General features: G+C 37.8%; 21 protein-coding genes and 1 other annotated feature. Of the genes, 17 read left to right on the top strand and 4 right to left on the bottom strand.

The features are described 5' to 3' along the window. Window positions 1–261: 261 nt before the first annotated feature. From BCELL_RS01585 to BCELL_RS01630, 10 genes are all read left to right on the top strand, one after another. Complete coding sequence (locus BCELL_RS01585) at window positions 262–702, top strand: hypothetical protein (RefSeq protein ID WP_013486923.1); 441 nt, start codon at window positions 262–264, stop codon at window positions 700–702. 33 nt (window positions 703–735) lie between these two features. Further along, window positions 736–1,626, top strand: a complete 891-nt coding sequence (gene rbsK, locus BCELL_RS01590; protein ID WP_013486924.1) for a ribokinase — start codon at window positions 736–738, stop codon at window positions 1,624–1,626. Between the two features lie 256 nt (window positions 1,627–1,882). Further along, window positions 1,883–2,080, top strand: a complete 198-nt coding sequence (cspD, locus tag BCELL_RS01595; RefSeq protein WP_013486925.1) for a cold-shock protein CspD — start codon at window positions 1,883–1,885, stop codon at window positions 2,078–2,080. 243 nt (window positions 2,081–2,323) lie between these two features. Continuing rightward, window positions 2,324–3,199: an aminoglycoside phosphotransferase family protein gene (locus BCELL_RS01600; RefSeq protein WP_013486926.1), complete on the top strand. Its 876-nt coding sequence runs from the start codon at window positions 2,324–2,326 to the stop codon at window positions 3,197–3,199. Between the two features lie 28 nt (window positions 3,200–3,227). Beyond that, entirely contained in the window at window positions 3,228–3,635 is a 408-nt protein-coding gene (locus BCELL_RS01605; RefSeq protein ID WP_013486927.1) for a fluoride efflux transporter FluC, read from the top strand. Beyond that, window positions 3,632–4,006, top strand: a complete 375-nt coding sequence (crcB, locus tag BCELL_RS01610) for a fluoride efflux transporter CrcB (protein ID WP_013486928.1) — start codon at window positions 3,632–3,634, stop codon at window positions 4,004–4,006. Before BCELL_RS01605 ends, crcB begins: the two co-directional genes overlap by 4 nt. Before the next feature lie 621 nt (window positions 4,007–4,627). Continuing rightward, on the top strand, window positions 4,628–5,317 hold the full coding sequence (locus tag BCELL_RS01615; protein WP_013486929.1) for a TasA family protein: 690 nt from the start codon (window positions 4,628–4,630) through the stop codon (window positions 5,315–5,317). Between the two features lie 142 nt (window positions 5,318–5,459). Further along, window positions 5,460–6,293 carry an amyloid fiber anchoring/assembly protein TapA gene (gene tapA / locus BCELL_RS22840; RefSeq protein WP_013486930.1) on the top strand — a complete coding sequence of 278 codons (834 nt, stop codon included), beginning with the start codon at window positions 5,460–5,462 and terminating at the stop codon, window positions 6,291–6,293. Between the two features lie 3 nt (window positions 6,294–6,296). After that, on the top strand, window positions 6,297–6,896 hold the full coding sequence (sipW, locus tag BCELL_RS01625) for a signal peptidase I SipW (protein ID WP_013486931.1): 600 nt from the start codon (window positions 6,297–6,299) through the stop codon (window positions 6,894–6,896). Between the two features lie 45 nt (window positions 6,897–6,941). Then, window positions 6,942–7,619, top strand: coding sequence for an LPXTG cell wall anchor domain-containing protein (locus BCELL_RS01630; RefSeq protein WP_013486932.1), 678 nt, complete (start codon window positions 6,942–6,944; stop codon window positions 7,617–7,619). Between the two features lie 76 nt (window positions 7,620–7,695). Here BCELL_RS01630 and BCELL_RS01635 read toward each other — a convergent pair whose 3' ends face one another. Both BCELL_RS01635 and BCELL_RS01640 read right to left on the bottom strand, forming a co-directional pair. Continuing rightward, window positions 7,696–9,504: a BCCT family transporter gene (locus BCELL_RS01635; RefSeq protein WP_013486933.1), complete on the bottom strand. Its 1,809-nt coding sequence runs from the start codon at window positions 9,502–9,504 to the stop codon at window positions 7,696–7,698. A gap of 434 nt (window positions 9,505–9,938) precedes the next feature. Next, entirely contained in the window at window positions 9,939–10,493 is a 555-nt protein-coding gene (locus tag BCELL_RS01640) for an NADPH-dependent FMN reductase (protein WP_013486934.1), read from the bottom strand. 281 nt (window positions 10,494–10,774) lie between these two features. On the opposite strand from BCELL_RS01640, the gene csaA reads away from it, so the two are divergent. Then, on the top strand, window positions 10,775–11,107 hold the full coding sequence (gene csaA, locus BCELL_RS01645) for a chaperone CsaA (protein ID WP_013486935.1): 333 nt from the start codon (window positions 10,775–10,777) through the stop codon (window positions 11,105–11,107). Between the two features lie 53 nt (window positions 11,108–11,160). On the opposite strand, the gene BCELL_RS01650 is transcribed toward csaA, so the two are convergent. Next, on the bottom strand, window positions 11,161–12,048 hold the full coding sequence (locus tag BCELL_RS01650; RefSeq protein ID WP_013486936.1) for a DUF2628 domain-containing protein: 888 nt from the start codon (window positions 12,046–12,048) through the stop codon (window positions 11,161–11,163). Window positions 12,049–12,194: 146 nt separating this feature from the next. Between BCELL_RS01650 and BCELL_RS01655 the strand changes: the two genes are divergently transcribed. The 6 genes from BCELL_RS01655 (at window position 12,195) to BCELL_RS01680 (ending at window position 16,355) form a co-directional block, all read left to right on the top strand. Next, on the top strand, window positions 12,195–12,803 hold the full coding sequence (locus BCELL_RS01655) for a hypothetical protein (protein ID WP_013486937.1): 609 nt from the start codon (window positions 12,195–12,197) through the stop codon (window positions 12,801–12,803). A gap of 39 nt (window positions 12,804–12,842) precedes the next feature. Then, window positions 12,843–13,055 (top strand) — a binding site (T-box leader). A 67-nt stretch (window positions 13,056–13,122) separates the two neighbouring features. Then, window positions 13,123–14,808 (top strand): arginine--tRNA ligase, encoded by a 1,686-nt coding sequence (gene argS / locus BCELL_RS01660; RefSeq protein WP_013486938.1) that lies wholly within the window; start codon window positions 13,123–13,125, stop codon window positions 14,806–14,808. A 92-nt stretch (window positions 14,809–14,900) separates the two neighbouring features. Further along, the gene (locus BCELL_RS01665) at window positions 14,901–15,290 is read left to right on the top strand and encodes a rhodanese-like domain-containing protein (protein WP_245546925.1); all 390 of its coding nucleotides are present in this window, start codon (window positions 14,901–14,903) and stop codon (window positions 15,288–15,290) included. A gap of 9 nt (window positions 15,291–15,299) precedes the next feature. Then, window positions 15,300–15,692, top strand: a complete 393-nt coding sequence (locus BCELL_RS01670) for a rhodanese-like domain-containing protein (protein ID WP_157184155.1) — start codon at window positions 15,300–15,302, stop codon at window positions 15,690–15,692. Next, window positions 15,682–15,942, top strand: a complete 261-nt coding sequence (locus BCELL_RS01675; protein WP_013486941.1) for a metal-sensitive transcriptional regulator — start codon at window positions 15,682–15,684, stop codon at window positions 15,940–15,942. Before BCELL_RS01670 ends, BCELL_RS01675 begins: the two co-directional genes overlap by 11 nt. A gap of 47 nt (window positions 15,943–15,989) precedes the next feature. Then, window positions 15,990–16,355: a rhodanese-like domain-containing protein gene (locus BCELL_RS01680; protein ID WP_013486942.1), complete on the top strand. Its 366-nt coding sequence runs from the start codon at window positions 15,990–15,992 to the stop codon at window positions 16,353–16,355. Window positions 16,356–16,470: 115 nt separating this feature from the next. Here BCELL_RS01680 and BCELL_RS01685 read toward each other — a convergent pair whose 3' ends face one another. After that, entirely contained in the window at window positions 16,471–17,031 is a 561-nt protein-coding gene (locus tag BCELL_RS01685) for a hypothetical protein (RefSeq protein WP_013486943.1), read from the bottom strand. Window positions 17,032–17,243 lie beyond the last annotated feature (212 nt).

The following is a 17,243-nucleotide window of genomic DNA, read 5'->3' on the forward strand; positions in this document are numbered from 1 at the left end:
CGGGAAAAGCGAGCCTGGCGAGATCCCACAGAACGAAACGGAGTGGAGTTTGAGGAAGCTCGCGGTTCGTTCGCGGAAAGCGAGTAGATGCTGGCATATCAACTACTATCACGGATTTAGGTATAGTATCAAGTAAGAATTTTCCTATAAAAATATCAAATCGTCTACTCACCACGCTGTAAAAAAAGTAAAATGAAGAGAGGGCTTTGTTTACAAAAAAGAATTGCATAACAAAAACGGATAGTAGGGGGCGGTATTAAAATGAAATCTCTATCAGTAATATTTGTTTTGTTATCTATGATTACCTTTAGATCTTGTGGGGAGGCGCAAGCACATTCAGATGTCACGCTAACCTTAACCCCGTCCTACGTAGAAGATACTCTTTATTTAACACCAGTGATTACCTATTTAGGGGATAATCTAACAACATTTATTTATGTTAATGAAATGGCGTATATTGAGCGTGTGGAAACTGATGAGGAAGAGGTTATATATGAGCATGACGATTCAGGTTTTGATGTAGACCAAAGACTAGAGCTTGATGAAGAAGATGAAGTAGCAGGGAATACAGTTGTTCTAGAAGGGATTGAACCAGGCTTTTATGTCGTTCATTTAGTTGCCGATTTTTCAACCGAATTGGAAGAGGGAATGGAACAAGACTTTTCTCATCGAATGAGACAAACGATTGAAGTGAGGGATTAAGTAAATAATTTTATTTGACAAGTAGGTGTGACGATGACAGAGAAGCCGTTAATTACCGTGATTGGTAGTTTAAATATGGATATGGTGACGACCGCGAAAACAATGCCAAGGGAAGGGGAAACGATTCATGGAGAGTCGTTTAAAATGGTTCCTGGTGGAAAGGGTGCAAACCAGGCCATCGCTGCTGCCCGACTAGGTGGTCATGTGCAATTTATTGGCATGGTAGGAGATGATCCGTTTGGTCACCATTTAATAAAGGTGTTAAAAAATGAAGGGATCAAACGTAATGAAGTGAAAATTGTTCCAAATACGAGTACGGGAGTTGCGACAATACTACTTTCCGAAAATAACAATCGAATTATTGTAACAGAAGGAGCAAACGGCTACGTTACTAAAGCGTATTTAGAAAAATTGAAAGAGAGAATACTAGAGAGCACGATCGTTTTAATACAATTTGAGATTCCTTTAGAAGCGATATACTACACGTTAGAAATATGCACACAAAATAATATTCAAGTGGTCATTAATCCAGCGCCAGCAAAGCAACTGCCAACTTCAATGTGGAAAAAGGCAACGTTTATTACTCCGAATGAGACAGAATTGAAGGAGCTGTTTACAGCAAGAGCAAGGGAGCATTTAGGAGAGAAATTGATTGTTACTAAGGGGGAAAATGGGGTTGTATTTAAAAGTCATGGAGAAGACATACATATTCCATCCTATCCAGTAGAAGTAGTTGATACGACAGGAGCGGGAGATACTTTTAACGGTGCATTCGTAGTTGCCTTAACCGAAGGAAAAAGTATAAAAGATAGCGTCAACTTTGCAAATGCTGCTGCCGCACTCTCGATAAAAAAATTTGGTGCGCAAGGTGGTGTGCCAAATAGAATAAAATTAGATGAATTTTTAAATCGCTTAAGACCATGAAAGCCCTTTCACGGCGCGGTTTTAATCGACTTTTTCATTACTATTTCATATAAAAATGATGGAGGAAATCACATGTGAAAACGGCCCAAACCATTGCCATTAAAGGAAAAACTTGTTTACACTTCCAAATACAATATGTTATTATCAAAAAGTAAATGTTTTGAAATCGAAAAACGTTTTAAGGCCTCAGTAAGGCAGAAATAGTTTTACGGTATTCAAAGATTTAACTTTCATTTATATTAAGGAGGCCGTTAACATGACTGGCAAAGTAAAATGGTTTAATTCAGAAAAAGGATTTGGATTTATCGAGCGTGAAGGTGGAGACGACGTATTTGTACACTTCTCTGCAATTCAAGGGGAAGGCTTCAAAACATTAGAAGAAGGCCAAGAGGTTGAATTCGAAATCGTTGATGGCGATCGTGGTCCACAAGCTGCTAACGTAGTAAAACTTTAATTTTTAACAATACATCAAAAGCTTACTCTTGATATTATCAGGAGTAGGCTTTTTTAAAATATGTAGGCAACTAAATGCACCCTCACTAGGTGAGGGGAGACAGTGTGGCTATCTCATAAGCTAAAAAAGTGTAAGTATTGGGTATACACGACTCACGCCATTATAGATTCCCACTTATAGTAGTGATTGCGAGGGCTCCGCACATTGTTTAAGCATTTAGAAAGTAGAAGGTAGGTGTGTCGATTGGATCAATCGTTTCAAGACATCATCGTGGGTGTCCATGGAGAAAAAGGGAAGGAATGGCTTACCCATTTTTCCACCCTCAAAAAAGAAGTTGAAGATAGGTTTGAGATAAATATAGAAGAAACATTTAAGCTATCCTATAACTTTGTGGCAAAAGCTGTACATAGAAAAACGAAAGCGCCAGTTGTCGTGAAAATGGGTGTTCCGAATGAAGAGTTGACATTGGAAATGCTAGCGTTACAAGCCTTTAACGGAAGGGGAGCGATTTCGCTAATCGACAAAGATGATTCCTTAGGTGCATTTCTATTACCATATATTCAAGGGGAGCAACATGGTTCATTAACAAATGTGGAAGCGACCATTGCTGTTATGAAAGATCTTCCTATTATAGAAAAACAGATTGACCACTTTCCTACAGTGCATAAATTGTTTCAAGCCTTTCATAAGCATAGAGTAAGAAATGGTGGAACTTCTGGCGTCATTGATCCGGTTATTTTCCATGAAGCAGAACGTATGGTAGACGACCTTCTTTCATCAGAGAAATATAGATGTTTATTACATGGAGACCTTCATGGTGGGAATATTATGCATGATCGGTTACAGTGGATCATGCTTGATCCAAAGGGTGTAGCTGGTGAGCGGGAATTTGAACCGGCACAATTTTTCTTAAATGCACCATTGGATTTATTGGCTAATAGTAAAGTAATGGACGGATGGTTACGTAAATTTGAGAGTACTCTTCATTTAGAGCGTAATAGAGTTCTCGCCTGGGCATTTTGTAAAGGGGTTTTATCAAGTGTATGGTCCATAGAGAGCAATGAACAGAATTGGCAATGGGCTATAAAAAGAGCAGAAATCATTAAAAGTTATATGTGAATGCTATATGAAGCAAGGAAGGATAGACATGAATAAACATGGATTAGTCATCATTGCCATCTTTTTGGGTGGTGCTTTAGGTACGTTATTTCGTTACTTTATCAATATGCAAGTAGTGGACTTACTTTTTCCGCTAGGAACTGTAATGGAGAATATTGCGGGGAGCTTTCTTTTGGGAGCACTGACCGCATACATATTAGTGAAAAAAGTAAACCCAATAATAAAAGAGGGACTTGGAGTAGGCTTTTGTGGTGGGTTTACAACGATGTCTACATTAGCGGCAGATACTGTATTTTTATCAACCGAATCATCTATGATTTCTTTAGTCATCTACATAACGCTTTCGCTATTTGGTGGCATTACCGCAGCCTATTTAGGGATGGGGTTAAGTACGGTCATGTTGAAAAAAGCGGTAAAGGCGGGTGACATCGAATGAACATCTTGTTTGTTGCCTTAGGTGGCGGAATTGGTGCTGTTTGTCGCTATTTTCTAGGAGTATGGCTGAAAACAAATACGAAGGAGCGTTTTATCCCGACAGCCATGCTCATAGTGAATGTTTTAGGGTCATTTGGACTTGGGTTATTTTTGAACATCGTATATGGTGCAATTCCACTATTAGTAGATGCTGAGCTTCCGTTTCTGCTGATAGGTATTGGCTTTTTTGGTGCCTTTACAACGTATTCCACCTTTAGTGTTGAGGCTGTGACACTATTACAGAAGAAGAAGTGGAAGGCATTTACGAGTTATGTTGTACTTTCTATTGGAGGAAGTATAGCTGCATTTATCATTGCTTTTACAATAATATAAATGAAGAAGCGAGTGAATGGCTACGAAGCGATTCACTTTTTTTTATTTTATATCGCCTTAAAAGATTTATAGCTTAAACTTTACCCTCCTCTTCTACGGTAAGCCAACATTGAATCGTGATGATCTTTGTGGTTCCTTTAGCTCATTTGGTTAAGACTAGGCAAGAAATTGCCACTCTTTTTACAGGAGTATCCTTTTCCAAAAATTCCTCCTTTAAACTAATCTTGATAGTCGAAAAAAGATGAATTATGAAACATAATAGTACACCAAAATTGTTCTATATATAAAACAAAAATAACAGTAAAAATTTCCAAATCGTTAGAATATTGAAGGTATAAGTAGTTATCAGGAGAATTGTGTTCTTAATAACGAAAAAACCGTTGAATATGGTGTTTTTCTTTTCATTTTACATCGCCTATACTATGGGTACAAATTCGTTATAAAGAACTTTAAGGTGATTTATTCTTTATAACGGTTGTTGTTTTTATGAAAAATATGAACCGTTTTATTTTGATATGGGGAGAATGCTCCCTTGATTGATTTGGTTGGATTCTTTGCAGGAGCAAAGATTCACATAAATAATACATACCCGTTAAGGGTCGAAAGGGAGGAATTATTTTTATGAGTATTAAGAAAAAGTTAAGCATGGGAGTTCTGACTGCTGCGCTAGGTTTAGCATTGATCGGAGGAGGAACATTTGCCTACTTCAGTGATACTGCAACTCAAACGAATACGTTTGCATCAGGGACAATTGATTTAGATGTCGATCCAGAAGTGCAAGTAGCTATGTATAACTTGAAGCCTGGGGATTGGATGCCTAGAAGCTTTGAGCTTCAAAACAACGGGTCGTTAGATATTAAATATGTAGACTTAAATACTGAGTACTCTGTAACTGACTCAGACGGTGATGCAGTTGTACCTGGCCTTGCTGACGAATATGCTAAACAATTAATTGTTCAATTCTTAAATAATACAACTGGTGATGAAGATTACGAAGTATTGTTTGAAGTATCATTGTATGACTTAGCTAACTTAACACCAGAAGACTTAGCTACAAAGATTGATGTTGATACTGTGATGACACATCCAGGTATTTGGATTCCAGTATTTGGAGGAGGGTTCTGGTTGAAACAACCTCAATATGAAGATATTTCTGAAGAAATCACTGGTATAGCTGCTGGTGATACTGCAGACTTCGACGTACAGTTCCGCTTCAATGACACTGGTGAGCGTCAAAACGACCTTCAAGGGTTAAACTTAGAGCTTACTTGGACATTCGAAGGATTCCAAACTGATGGTGAAGAAAGATAATTTCAACGAAAAGTGGAAAGGCGAGTTTATCTCGCCTTTCCCCCTATTTATTTCTTATCATACATTTACAAGTTGATTGTATATAGATGATAGGAAATAAAGTGTTATTGATAGACCGATACATAAAGGGGAGGAATGTACGGTGAGGAGTACACGTTCCAAAAGGTATAGAAGAAGGTTCAAGAAGATTGGTATGACAACCCAAGTGCTAGTCATCATGTACGCAGCTGTAGCTTCTACTTCTGTGTTATCTTCAGGGACCGTAGCGTACTATAGCAACCAGTCGTCAGCAAGTACAACAATATCTTCGGCAGCTTATTGGTGGGATGGTAGCAACCTAGACTTTATAGGTAAAAACACTCAAAATGTGAAGGCATGTGCACCTATCGAAATTACTGTTGAATTAAAGAATAAGGGCTTTGACATGACAGAGACTACCGTGTTTGAAGTTTATTTTGCTGCAACCGGAAACCCTGAACAAAATGGTGATAAAGATGGGGAAGGCACTGTTGAAAAACTGAGTGCGGGGGAAATAACGAACCTTACGTATACGGCTGAGAAAGATGGTTTTTATACATTTAAAGTTTATCAACTGCCAGGGTTTGAAGATAACTACGACGAAATTCAGGAAATATGGAGTGAGAAGGTCCATGTAAACTGTAATGCGGCAAAGAATGAAGTTGAAATAGAGGAAGACGATATCGAAATAGAATCTGAGCAGGAGTCTGAAACAAATGAGGAAGAGGATCAAAAGTCGCTGCAAGAAGAGAAAGCAAAGAAAGAAGATGAACTAGAAGATACATCAGATAATAAAAAGGAAAAAGAAGAAAATGATAAAGAAATGAAAGAAGACAGTGATGACGCAGAAGAAAAGATAGAAAAAGAAGAGGATAAAAAAGAGAAATCAGAAGAGGAAGTTAAAACAAAGGATATAGAAAAAAAGGATGAGTCTAAGGAGAAGAAGGAAGGGGAATAATCGATGAAATATTTAAAAGTGGCCAAAAAAATAGCGAGCGGATTAGTTACTTTTACCCTCTTTGTTTCCCTTATCGCCATGGTGTTCATTGTTATCTCTACGAAAGCATCTGGAGGAGAGCCAGAGCTGTTTGGGTATCAAATAAAAACGGTTTTATCTGGTTCGATGGAGCCTGAATTTAAAACAGGATCGATTATCGCTGTAGAACCAGGTGGAGATATGACGAGGTTTCAAGAAGGAGACATTATTACCTTTGTTGAGAGAGATAATATATTAATTACTCATAGAATAGTAGACGTTGTTCATAGTGGTGAGTACTTGATGTATGAAACTAAAGGAGACGCTAACAACGCGCCAGACAGTAGCTTAGTGTTATCTGATAATGTTGTGGCTCATTATACAGGCTTTACGATCCCGTATGTTGGCTATGTTGCAAGCTTTGCACAATCAAGAGAAGGAAGTGCACTTCTTCTTATCATACCTGGATTGATTTTATTCTTCTATGCTGCATATTCGATTTGGGATGCGATATCTCAGCTTGAAAAGAAAAATAAGAAAAAGGAACGCTTAGATAAGGTGGATGAGGTAGAGGATCCTATATAAAATTTTATTAATGGTGGTGCGAGCCGCCGAATAGAGGGTGATGCTATGCAAAGGAAAATGAAAATAGTTTTTGTAGCAACGACGGGTTTTTTAGTAGCTCTTCTCTTTATCATGAGTGTTCAATATAACAATCGAACGTTTGCAGACTCTAATCCTGTGAATATTACAACGACACCTCATAGCGTTCTTTTTGAAGTCGATAATATGAAGCCAGGAGATTGGGCTGATCGACAGCTAACGATACAAAACCGTGGAGATGTTGACTTCACGTACCACATGGAAGTAGAGAAAACGAGTGGATCCGATAAATTATATCATGGTCTAGCCTTGGAAGTTTATGATGGTAGCGAGCTATTGTACGAAGGAAGCTTAGGGGGATTTACTGGCTTTGAACCACGCTATTTAGAAGCTTTACATGAAGAGGACTTTTTACTAACAGTGAGATTTCCAACAGAACTAGGAAATGACTATCAAGGCTTAGATGCTGAAGTGGAATTTACCTTTATAGCAGAGGAAGTAATAAACGGAACAGAAGATGATGAAGATACAGAACAAAGACGAATTGATGATGCCTCGTTAGAAAAAGAACCGCAGGAAGGGGATATACTCCCAACTACTGCAACAAACACATACAACTATTTGCTCATTGGTATCATTGCGCTCATCGCCGGAATTGCCTTCTTCCTTTGGAGTCGCAAAAAAAAGATGAAAATAGATAGCTAAAAAATTTACCCCAAGCATTTCACTCCGTATGTGTGAAATACTTGGGGTTTCATTTAAAAGGAAAATATCCTTTTAACTACTCCTTTTTCTTATCGTCCGAGTCGTCCATTCTTTCTTCCAACTCTCCATTTAGCTGTTCACTTAAATCTTCGCGTAAATCATCATAAATTTTTTCCTTAAACTCTTCATACACTTCTTCTTTAATGTCGTCGTATACTTCTTCTTTCACTTGTTCGTATACTTCTTCCTTAATTTCCTCGTAAACGTCCTCTTTCATGTCATCGAGCATATTGTCTTTTACTCTATCGTACATTTCGCTATGAACTTCCTTCTTTATTTTTCTCGTGCGCTTCCGTCGCGTCCATAGCTGTTCCGCTCTCGTATCTCTACTCATCATCATGAGTAACGAGAAGATCATAATGACCATGATAATGGCAAAGGGGAGCGCGGCGACAATCGAAGCGGTTTGCAGTCCTGATAATCCTCCACTTACTAACAACACACTTGCTGTTGAAGCGATCAGAAAGCCCCAAACGACTTTTACCCATAGCTTTGGATCAAGACTACCTTCACTAGATAAAGCGGCTAACACATACGATGCAGAGTCTGCTGATGTGATAAAGAAAATGATGATTAAAATAACCGCTAATCCACTCATTATCATCCCAAGTGGCAGTTCATTGAGTGTAACAAACAGGGCAACCTCAACATTTTCCAACACAAGGTTTGCGATATGATCATTTCCACCCATAATCATGTCTAAGGCGGTCCCACCAAAGGCCGTAAACCAAATGACCGCTAATAATGAAGGAACGATAAGCACCCCAGCAACAAATTCGCGAATCGTTCTTCCACGTGAGATACGGGCGATAAAAATACCCATAAATGGTGCCCACGAAATGTGCCAAGCCCAGAAAAAGATCGTATACATCCCGAGCCATTCTCCGTCACCAAATGGATTTAAGTCAAGACTCATTTGTGTGACATTGGCGATATATCCGCCTATTGTCGATACGACACTTTCCGCAATAAACAGCGTTGGTCCAAAAATAATCACAAAAACAAGTAATAGCCCTGCGACAGTTAAGTTGATCGTACTTAAAATTCGTATGCCTTTATTAACACCTGTTGCAGCTGAAAAAATAAATAGTACTGTCACAATAGCTATAACGGTAAGTTGAGTTGCAGGATTATTCGGAATCGTACCTGTTAAGTGAGATAATCCCCCGGTAATTTGCAACGCACTTAATCCGAATGTTGTAGCAACCCCTGTAGAGGTAGCTAAAACAGCTAATACGTCAATCCCTTTTCCTAATGGACCATAAATACGATCTCCTAATATTGGTTGAAAGGCAGAGCTAATTAAGGCCGGTTGATCTTTTCTGAACTGAACGTAGGCAAGTGTTAATGCAACTAATGAGAAAATCGCCCACGGATGCAGCGCCCAGTGAAATACAGCATATCGAAGCCCAGCAGCGGCTTTATACTGATCTGCAGCATCAACATAATCTGGATGTGGATCTAAGAAATATAAAGCAGGCTCAGCAACGCCCCAAAATACAAACCCCACACCAATACCTGCAGAAAAAAGCATACCTAGCCAAGTATAAAATTTATATTCTGGCCTTTCGTCAGGCTTCCCTAAGCGGAGTTTACCAAACGGACTAATAGCTAAAAATAAAACAAATACAATAAAAAAGGCAGTACATAACATATAAAACCAGCCGAAGTTATTCAAAGTTAAAGCTAAAGCGTCGTTAGATACCCTCTCTAAATGCCCAGGTGCGATAAACCCCCATAAAACGAAAAGGGCGACAATTGGAGCGGATATAAAAAATACAATATTCGTTTTCTTCGTTTCATACTCAAATTTGTTATTGTCCAATGTTTTTTGTCACCTACCTTTGAAGTAGATGTCCTCCTTTCATGTTAGCTAATTTGCCATATATTCTATTCCCATAAGTAGTAAAATTAAAACGAGGATACTTACTTCGTTTATAGTTGGAGGAAATGGCAAAAAATATGTATGCGAAAAAGTAAGGTTGACTTAGGGCACTGAAAAAGTGAAAGAACATGAGGCCACTGAAAAAGTACAAAACAACTTTTTCAGTGCCTTTTATTTGTATTGCAATGGCTACGTTCGTTGCGCGCCTGATAGGATAAACCCACTCCTATCAGGCTTTTAAACGATTGCAACGACTTCGCACATTGCTTATGGGCACTGAAAAAGTGAAAAAACGCCACTTTTTCAGTGCCCTGAAAGAACATCACTTTTTCAGTGCCCTTAAAGTCAACCTCACAGAGTTGATACGAGTCTATTTAACGCTTCCATTCTTCATAAAGCTGTTTTTTTACTACTTCTTTTTGAATGGCGTTCACAAAGGCTTCAAGACGAGCGTTTATATTTTCATCAAATTCCAAACTTGTTGGCGCTTCTTTGTTACTGATAGCAAATTGCTGTGGTATGACAATACCATGCAAATTTCTGAAAACAAGCCTCAAGTGATTAAGTGTATTTGTACCTGCCTTTAACCCTCCGGTAGTCGTTAGTAGTGCGATAGGTGTTTGTTCAAACTCTTTAAAGCCGAGGTAATCCAAAAAATTTTTAATGGCACCTGTATAGGAGCCGTGATACTCTGGAGCACCGACAATGACGCCATCAGCCTCTCTTAGCTGTTCACGTACTGGCTCTAGTTGTGTTGGAAAAGGAGCATCAGGATCGTAGATTTCTAGATGTAACTCTCTTACGTCAATCATTGTAGTATTTTGTCCATTTTTATTTAAGCGGTCTTCTACATTTTCTAATAGCTTTTTTGTGAACGAGTCACTGCTCATACTACCATTAATCATTACGATCGTGCTATCATTCGTCATGATTGTTACCTCCTCTATATTTTTATATGGAAAAACGAGACTAATGTGATGTAAACGGAGAGTGGCAATTACATCTTTAATGCTACTATAAGTAGGTTTTCTTACAGTGTGCGCGGTGAGTGTAGCTATTGACATAACTTTCACAGCTGCTTTTGTAAAATCGATAGTTACAGTATAACAAAACAGTCGAAAATATTTGATTCATTGTCTCTTGAAATTCGGAAAGGATATTTCATAACAATGGAGAATGTGATAGTAATACATATGTAAGGGGTGGCGACATGGCAACTTTTGATGATTTTTTAAAGCTTGATATGAGAGTAGGGACTGTATTAGAGTCGGAGGAGTTTTTAGAGGCGCGAGTTCCAGCGATAAAACTAAAAATCGACTTTGGAGAGGAAATAGGTATTAAACAGTCAAGTGCACAAATTACGAAAAGATATGAGCCTGAAGCACTTATCGGGAGACAAATCGTTGCAGTTGTCAACTTCCCTCCGTTAAGAATAGCAGGCTTTAAATCAGAAGTACTCGTCATGGGGGGAGTTCCAGAAAAAGGGGATGTTATTTTACTAAACGTCGATGAAAGCGTGCCAAACGGTACAAAAATATCGTAGCTATAAAGATACGGGCGCAAGTGGTAAAGATGATCCATTTGCGTCCGTTCTATTTAAGGTAGTTCTACTAAAAAGCTTTGTGTTCCTACTATTTCCTCTTCCATAAAAACCGTCACGCGATATTGGCCAGTTTGTAATAACGGGTCCTCTGCATCTAAAAGGTGAAGATTGACACGGTCGGAACGGAAAAACGTATAGGTGCGGTCTCTTATTGTTTGCCAATTACCTTCAAGATTAAATTCTAGCACCACTCTCACATCGCGATCGCCAACAGGCTCTGGAGAATAGTATAATAACTCTACAGTAGATGTGTACTTTTCAAAGATGGGGAGCTCGTGATCTAACGCTTCCTTAACAGAAAGAGGCGGCCCATGATCTTCGTAATAAACATACGTTCCATATGGTAGTGTAGAAGTATCCATCCATGCCTCTACCCTTATTGCTGGAAGGAGTAAAAGTATCACGAAAGTAATCGGAACTATAACAGCACTAATATAAGAGCGTCCTGTCCTTTGAAAAAGAGGGACTTTTGCTTTTTCCTCACTAGTGTCAAATAAAAGTGAACTTATTTTTCTTGCATAAAGTGCGTTGCCTTTTAAGCCGAAATAAAGGTGGACGGCAAATGTTGTGATACAAGTCCAAAGGATCGCTAGTGCAGGATCAATATTTCCATAAAAAACGAATAGCGGAAAAATAGTATGAATAGACCAGATAAAAAAGATGAGTAAATAATAGACTAAAACTGAGCCGTACATATGCCGATAAGATAGCCAAATAGGTGTAAAGAAAAATGCAGCCCAATTCCAGCCAGAAAATGTTGTTGGTACGTGATGCTTTTTCCATTTATTACAGTAAAACGCTGCGTTGGATTGGATTATGTCAAATAGCTTCTGTTTATTGTCGTCATCATGAATATATGAAATAAGTTGTTTATCTTTCATCGTGAGGCTCCTTCACGTCATAAGTGCAATCTCTCATAGTTTATCACTTTTTTGTTGTAAGATAAAAACAAACCTCTTTTCGTTACGGCATCAAATTACAAAAAATTAAATAAACGTTTATTTGAAAATATTGGAGTGGAGAATGAATGAAGAAAATGCGAATCTATATAATTATTTCTATCTTTTTTATCCTGCTAGGCTGTGAATCGGAGGTAGAAATAGAAGGTGAAGGTTTTCCTTATAATCAAATACATGAAAACTTTCAATATACAACCTTTCATTATCCTGAGGAATGGGACGTCGTTTCAATTCAATATGAAGTGAGACACCGATTTCAGGACTGGCAAGATCCGGAGAACCATCAATATGATGAGGTACCATATCGCTATACGCTGTTATTCGGAAAAAGGGCGACAGATAATGAGATTACAGAAGAGGAACTGGATGATTATAACGATGAACAAGCACTAGCCGGAGGGACGCATCGTCAACTTTATTACCATACATACTATGACTATTATGGGAAGCTAGATATGAGTAAAAATGGCTTTATCCGTCTCTTATCGGCTTTTGATGATGTAGAAGAGTGGGAGATCAATGATGAAACATTTCTCGTCTTAAGAGAAAGTAATGAATGGGTCGTAAATTGGCATCGTAACGGAACTTACTATGATTTGATGATATTAAATGAAGCGGGTATATCAGACGAGGAGCAAATGACAGAGCTTTTAACGATGTTCTTTTTACAATATTAGGCTTGATATTTAAAGGTAAATCATTTATGATAACGGAAATATTATTCGGCGATGAAGAGAGTACATATGTTTTATCCTCCAAGCGAGCTAGGGATGGTGTGAGCCTAGCAGAGAGAAACATATGGAAGCGCACTTCGGAGAAATTACTTTGAAAATGATAGTAGGAGTAATCGGGTGACGGCGTTATACGTTATAAAGCTGGTTTATGAATAAACCAATGAGAGTGGTACCGCGGGTAAACTCGTCTCTTGCATGTTGAGAGACGGGTTTTTTGTATTTTATTTGTAGTTACATTGGAAAATAAAAGGAGAGGTTACCGATGAATATGAAAGAAATGTTTGCAGATGCATTAATGCCACATCTAAAAGAAACGCCACTGACAAGTGAACAAGTATTACAGCTTATTGAAAAGCCGAAATATGAAAACTTAGGCGACTTAGCGTTCCCTTGCTTCCAATTATCAAAATTATTAAGAAAATCGCCAGCAATTATCGCAAATGAGATCGCGGAGAAGTTACAAAGTAGTAGCATTAGCTCGGTAGAAGTGAAGGGAGCGTACGTAAACGTTTTTTTCGATAAGGTGCTAGTAGGTAAGGCTATCATTGACAAAGTGATTGCACGAGGTACTAGTTATGGTTCTAACGATGTTAATAGTAGAGGTAAGGTTGTCATTGACTTTTCATCACCAAATATTGCAAAGCCGTTTTCTATGGGGCACTTGCGTTCAACTGTAATCGGGAACGCTCTTGCTGCCATTGCTGAGAAGAACGGTTATGAATCCGTTAAAATAAACCACCTTGGCGACTGGGGAACGCAATTTGGTAAGCTTATCACAGCTTATAAGCTGTGGGGTAATGAGGAGGAAGTAAGAGAAAATACGATTCCTACGCTATTAAAGCTTTACGTTCAATTTCATGAGGAAGCAGAAAAGGATCCAACGCTCGTAGAAGAAGGTCGTCGATCGTTTCAAAAATTAGAAAATGGTGATCAAGAGGCAGTTGCCCTTTGGAAATGGTTTCGTAACGAGTCTTTAAAAGAGTTTAACAAAGTGTATACACTGTTAGGGGTTACCTTTGATGCAGTGCAAGGAGAGAGCTACTACAATGAACATATGGAAGAAGTCGTTAAAGAATTAGAAGAGAAAGAAATTTTAGAAGAATCGGATGGGGCGTTAGTTGTCACGTTAAACGACGACATGCCGCCTTGTTTAATTCAAAAAAACGATGGAACTACACTTTATGCAACGAGAGATTTAGCTGCTGCAAAGTTTCGAAAAGAGACGTACGACTTCGTTAAATGCCTTTATATCGTAGGTGGAGAACAACAATTACACTTCCAACAGCTGTTTCAAGTGCTACAAATAATGGACGAGGAATGGGCTGCTGACATGGTACACATTCCTTTTGGATTAATACTGAAAGACGGAAAAAAGATGTCTACGAGAAAAGGGAAGGTTGTTTTATTAGAAGAGGTACTACAGGAAGCCATCAATAAAACGAAGCAAAATATCATTGATAAAAACCCGTTACTAGACAATATAGACGATGTAGCAAAGCAAGTAGGTGTCGGCGCAGTCATTTTCCACGACTTAAAAAATGAACGTATCGGTAATGTAGAATTTAACTTAGATCAAATGCTCACATTTGAAGGGGAAACGGGACCGTATGTACAATATACAATTGCTAGAGGAAATACGCTGCTAGCAAAGGCAAAGACGAAGCAACATAGCTTTAAAGGATTAGACGGTGATTTATCATGGGAAGTGATTAAGCTGCTAGAGCAATTCCCAGCTGTGATTGAAAGAGCATTTACTGCATATGAGCCCTCAATAGTTGCGAAATATGTAATCAAACTGGCACAAGCGTTTAATTCATTTTATGGAAATGTAAAAATACTGCAAGAAGATAAACACCAAGAAAGTCGATTAGCACTTACACAATCGGTCACGATCGTATTGACAGAAGGATTAAGGCTACTAGGGATGCAAGCACCTGAAAAGATGTAATATAATATCTCACATCCTTTTCTTTCACTACGAAATTGTTGCATCTCATACCTAACGGGGTATATAATGATGTGGTAAGAGGAGGGTCAGCTATGATGAAAAATAAAATGATATATATTTTGCCGGTACTCCTATTAATAGGCTACTTTGGCTATCAATATTTTCTATCATATGGAATAGAAGAAATAAGCACAAAAGAGTTAGAAGCATTATTGCTAGAAGAAAACGATGATTATTTTTTCGTTGATGTTCGCGAAGTGCATGAATATGAAGAGGCGCATATAGAAGGGATGGCGAACGTGCCATTAAGTCGTTTAGAATCTACGTACTCTTCGGTTCCAAAAGATAAGACAGTTGTCATTATTTGCAGAAGCGGAAAACGAAGTTTAGAGGCAGCTAATATATTGAAAGGAAAAGGCTATGACGATCTCGTTCATGTAAAGGGCGGCATGCTTACATGGGATGGGGAAGTTACTAGCTGATAGATTGTGATGATGTGGATACTTTTATTGGCTGCGCTTGTAGCCATTCCAATGTTATATATGAGGTATTACCCAGTCGCTAGTGCTTGTATGACACTTCATGAGGTCAATGAGTGTAAAGATGGCGTAATTGTAGATGTTAGAGACTACAATATGGCATATAAAGAGCAGTTCGATAATAAAAAGAATATACCTCTTCCATACTTACATCGTTTTTATGGAGAAATAGAGGCGAAAAAGGTGATTGTACTCTCTTCAGATATTGTTAGTAGAAATTTAAGCATTCGTTTTTTAAGAAAAAAAGGGTTTATCGTCATTGGCTATTCTATTATTGACCCTAAAAATATAGGATCTAGCGAACATGTAGTGAATAAAAAAAGGAGGCATTGCCATGAAATATAATGCTCAAATGAAAAATAGAGTAAAAAGAATAGAAGGACAAGTAAAAGCAATTTTAAGGATGATGGAGGAAGAAAAGGATTGTAAAGATATTGTCGTACAAATGTCTGCAGCAAGAAATGCCCTCGATAGAACTCTCGGTTTAGTTGTAAGTACTAACTTGGAGCAATGTGTGCGAGAGCAAATTGAAAAAGGAGAAGACACTGAACCTCTTATTCAAGAAGCTGTTAATTTGTTAGTGAAAAGTAGGTAATTTAACTACGGGTAGATATTGATGAAACTCACATGAGGGGGATTGTAATGAATATTTTTTATATCGCTATAGCTGTACTACTTATTTGGTTCATTTTTTTAAGGTTTATACCAGCTAAAGGCGTTAAACAATTAAATACTTATCAGCTAAATGACATTTTAGAAGAGAAAAAGTATCAGTTTATAGATGTGCGTACTCCTGGCGAATTTAAACAAAATCATATAAGTAACTTTAAAAATATTCCACTTGGAGAATTAATGCACCGGTACGGAGAGCTCAATAAAGAACAAGAGGTTGTTTTGATTTGTCAAAGCGGGATGAGAAGCAATAAAGCAAGTAAACTATTAAAGAGGCTAGGATTCTCTAAAATTACAAACATAAAAGGTGGAATGGCGGCTTGGAGCCATCAATAAAGCTAATAAGAAAAAAAGCGTCTTAAATGCCGATAGGCTTATAAGGGTGACATAAGTGGAATTATTTCCTATTAAGTCACCCTCATAAATACTTGTCCGTGATTTAGTGAAAGTATTATTGTAATACTTCTAGACCGTGATCATGGTTTTGATCGTTATCACTTCCTTCAAAAGGTGGATACATAACAAAAATTACAGTTACGATGATGAGATAAATCATCGTGAAAAAATGTAGAAAAAAACGTTGTATTTTTTTCTCAAACTGCTTATTTTTCGTCCAAAAATGAAAACACCAAAACCCACCTAAACTAGAGAGCAGAAATAATAGTAATAATAAAATTCTAACTTCGGGAATGTTGAGCATCTCCGCAGTCATTGCCCCCATTGCACCTGCCATACCTCCAGTAAAAACCCCTTCTATAATAGGAAGTTTTCCATGTGGCATTCCTATGACAAAACCTATTAAACAAGTAGTTATTAAACTGATCATGAGGGATAGAAAAAAGTCACCATAAAATAACCCCCCAAAGAAAATACCAATCGTAAACCCTATTATCATAGCGCCACCCATCGTTAACATCATTTTTTCCATGTTTGTACGATTTGCTTGTTTATGTGCCATAGCTATGAAATAAAGGGTAATCGGAAAAAGAAAGAGTAGGCTATAAATAAGCATATAAAACCTCCGGTAGCATCTGATTGACGAGCCTTGATTATAAATATTCTATTCGAAAAAAGTTTTAAATAGAATAAGAGATTCAATCAAAAGGTCGAATTTTTACTTTTGAGTGAATCTCTAAGCAATGTGTGTAGCTGGTGGAATTTCGCCGTATCTTTCAAAAACATTCAAACAATTATTTGAATGTTTTTTACTTTATGTTATAATCA

Origin of the sequence: Evansella cellulosilytica DSM 2522 (genome assembly GCF_000177235.2) — a bacterium.
GTDB classification, from domain to species: Bacteria; Bacillota; Bacilli; order Bacillales; family Salisediminibacteriaceae; genus Evansella; species Evansella cellulosilytica.

Bases quoted from the DNA above. Each gene is read 5' to 3' on its own strand.
- BCELL_RS01585 (WP_013486923.1), top strand. From the start codon at position 262: ATGAAATCTCTATCAGTAATATTTGTTTTGTTATCTATGATTACCTTT.
- rbsK (WP_013486924.1), top strand. From the start codon at position 736: ATGACAGAGAAGCCGTTAATTACCGTGATTGGTAGTTTAAATATGGAT.
- cspD (WP_013486925.1), top strand. From the start codon at position 1,883: ATGACTGGCAAAGTAAAATGGTTTAATTCAGAAAAAGGATTTGGATTT.
- BCELL_RS01605 (WP_013486927.1), top strand. From the start codon at position 3,228: ATGAATAAACATGGATTAGTCATCATTGCCATCTTTTTGGGTGGTGCT.
- crcB (WP_013486928.1), top strand. From the start codon at position 3,632: ATGAACATCTTGTTTGTTGCCTTAGGTGGCGGAATTGGTGCTGTTTGT.
- BCELL_RS01615 (WP_013486929.1), top strand. From the start codon at position 4,628: ATGAGTATTAAGAAAAAGTTAAGCATGGGAGTTCTGACTGCTGCGCTA.
- sipW (WP_013486931.1), top strand. From the start codon at position 6,297: ATGAAATATTTAAAAGTGGCCAAAAAAATAGCGAGCGGATTAGTTACT.
- BCELL_RS01630 (WP_013486932.1), top strand. From the start codon at position 6,942: ATGCAAAGGAAAATGAAAATAGTTTTTGTAGCAACGACGGGTTTTTTA.
- BCELL_RS01640 (WP_013486934.1), bottom strand. From the start codon at position 10,493: ATGACGAATGATAGCACGATCGTAATGATTAATGGTAGTATGAGCAGT.
- csaA (WP_013486935.1), top strand. From the start codon at position 10,775: ATGGCAACTTTTGATGATTTTTTAAAGCTTGATATGAGAGTAGGGACT.
- BCELL_RS01650 (WP_013486936.1), bottom strand. From the start codon at position 12,048: ATGAAAGATAAACAACTTATTTCATATATTCATGATGACGACAATAAA.
- BCELL_RS01655 (WP_013486937.1), top strand. From the start codon at position 12,195: ATGAAGAAAATGCGAATCTATATAATTATTTCTATCTTTTTTATCCTG.
- argS (WP_013486938.1), top strand. From the start codon at position 13,123: ATGAATATGAAAGAAATGTTTGCAGATGCATTAATGCCACATCTAAAA.
- BCELL_RS01665 (WP_245546925.1), top strand. From the start codon at position 14,901: ATGATGAAAAATAAAATGATATATATTTTGCCGGTACTCCTATTAATA.
- BCELL_RS01670 (WP_157184155.1), top strand. From the start codon at position 15,300: ATGATGTGGATACTTTTATTGGCTGCGCTTGTAGCCATTCCAATGTTA.
- BCELL_RS01675 (WP_013486941.1), top strand. From the start codon at position 15,682: ATGAAATATAATGCTCAAATGAAAAATAGAGTAAAAAGAATAGAAGGA.
- BCELL_RS01680 (WP_013486942.1), top strand. From the start codon at position 15,990: ATGAATATTTTTTATATCGCTATAGCTGTACTACTTATTTGGTTCATT.
- BCELL_RS01685 (WP_013486943.1), bottom strand. From the start codon at position 17,031: ATGCTTATTTATAGCCTACTCTTTCTTTTTCCGATTACCCTTTATTTC.